Genomic DNA, 1887 nt, shown 5'->3' with positions numbered 1-1887 from the left:
GCCTGCTCTTGTCGTGAGGAGTCAACACGTTCTGGAGCACTGCTGGTTGCGGGCGTTGTCGCTACAACGCCTCATAGACCGGCTCAGAACCCGCTGAGTAGGCGATCTTGCATTGCGTCCCTGCAGGATCGATGCAGATCTTCTGCGCCTGCACGATGGCTTCCTTCATGTCGTGCCCGCTCGCAGCGCCACTACGCGCGCCATTGCTTTTGTTGTGAGGAACCACCCAGGCTGCGCACTGGTTTCTGTATGCGATGAGTATTCTGCAATCGCGAGCAGCGTGCATGCCGCATCCCTCCAGAGCAACACGCTCCGCGTCCTCTTTCGTCGCCTTCCCTGTCGCAACACCTGCTTCAGACGTACTCGGCGAGGAAGCAATGGCGCCCCACGTCTTTATGCCACTGCGCAGCGGGTTCCGGCTCACGGGCGGCTCCCCCGGCCCCGGGAATCGGAGCACATCCGCCGACTCCTTGATCGCCGATGGGGTACTGGCCGGCTGGGCATCGGCCCTCGGCATTCGCATTACCGGTAACGACGAGAACGGCAAACGCCAGCGTCAAGGCCAAAGAAATTGCAGTACCGCTCAAAGGCGTGAAGTCGGCCATTGCCAAGACTCTCCCAACATCGCTTTTGATCACCCTTTAACCTGATGCTCCGCGCCCGCAATTCTTCTTGAAGCCCTCCGCAGTACTTCGAGCGAATTTCAAAGAACCGGAGGCAGCAAAATTCGCCCGTTCAGCCCTCCTGAAAGAAAGGCTTGGTGCARTCCGAGTGGAAAACAGAGCATTCCTGACTTCCCAAGCCCTTGCAATCCTTCACTGCCCGCTCCTGCGCCTGTTCTTTCGTGGCGCCGGTGTTGAACCTCATACCATTCTCCGGTCGTGCAGCCCGGACAACCGCATAGCACTGGTTGTAGTAGGTAAAAACGACTGTGCAGTCCGTAGCTCCGCCTTGCCGGCATCGCTCGACGGCTTGGCGCTCTGCCGAAGCCTTAGCCTGATGCCCAGTAGCTGAACCTGCATCTCCACTAGGGGAGCTGGCGACAGCACCCCATGTCTTGACCCAATGCCCGGGATTCTCCTCAGGGGCGCTTTGTCCTGCGCCTGGTATGGGAGCGCAACCACCAACGCCTTGGTCGCCAATCGGGTACTGACCAGGAGGGCAGCGCCCTTCAGCGAACGCCGAACTTATGTGTACAGAGCCCAGCAGGACCAAGGATAGACACAGATGCTTCAAGGAGGCGGTTAGGTTCATCAGCTGAATCTCTAGTTTCCATGATTCGGATTTGCCGCACCGCGCTGACCGGGAATTGCTGAACCCGGGCCTCCGGTACCATCAAACATCTTACCCATCACCGATTGCTGACCATGGGAGTTTGAGCCAGAAGACGACTCTGGGGCCGTCGGCGGCGGCGCCGACATACCCGGCGGACGACCATCGGCACTCGGCGAGGCACTGGCGCCGCCACCTATCTGCGAATATGCCATGAAGGTGCCCAGCGTGCCCTGGAAGAACATCGCCGCCATTGGGGGTGTAGTCAGGATCAACGCGGTGAGGATCAGACCCATGCCACCCTGCTGCATTGCCTGACTGGTCATGCCGTCGGACATGCTTTCCTTGAGGATGAACTCCTGTACCAATGCGGTCGTCCAGAATGTCGCGGCCACACGCACCACCATGTCCAGCGCAATGGAGACCATGGCAGCAAGTACGGCCATGGAGAACATCGTGCCGATCCCGTAGAAGAGCCAGCGTTGGAACAGTTGTTTGGTCTGATCAAACAGCAGGCAGAGGATGAACAGCGGACCGAAGCCAATGAACAGCGCCATGGCGATTTCATACAGCATCAGCATCGCGCCAGCAGTGATGGCTGGGCCAGCGGTGCCC

General features: G+C 59.3%; 3 protein-coding genes. All 3 read right to left on the bottom strand.

Annotation, left to right across the window (positions count from 1 at the left end; translation table 11 throughout):
- Positions 1-61 precede the first annotated feature (61 nt).
- Positions 62-517: a DUF4189 domain-containing protein gene (locus tag AC1DJN_RS21810; protein ID WP_235189944.1), complete on the bottom strand. Its 456-nt coding sequence runs from the start codon at positions 515-517 to the stop codon at positions 62-64.
- A gap of 218 nt (positions 518-735) precedes the next feature.
- Positions 736-1254, bottom strand: coding sequence for a DUF4189 domain-containing protein (locus AC1DJN_RS21805; protein WP_442251186.1), 519 nt, complete (start codon positions 1252-1254; stop codon positions 736-738).
- Between the two features lie 11 nt (positions 1255-1265).
- Positions 1266-1887, bottom strand: a 622-nt coding sequence (locus AC1DJN_RS21800) for a type IV secretion system protein (protein WP_478040234.1), incomplete at its 5' end; no start/stop codon positions are given.

The sequence above is a fragment of the Stenotrophomonas sp. 05L414_2 genome (assembly GCF_056397905.1).
Note: the sequence above shows the minus strand (reverse complement) of the source record. Positions and strands in the feature narration are given on the sequence as shown.

Coding starts and splice junctions, on each gene's coding strand:
- AC1DJN_RS21810 (WP_235189944.1), bottom strand. CDS start 517: ATGCCGAGGGCCGATGCCCAGCCGGCCAGTACCCCATCGGCGATCAAG.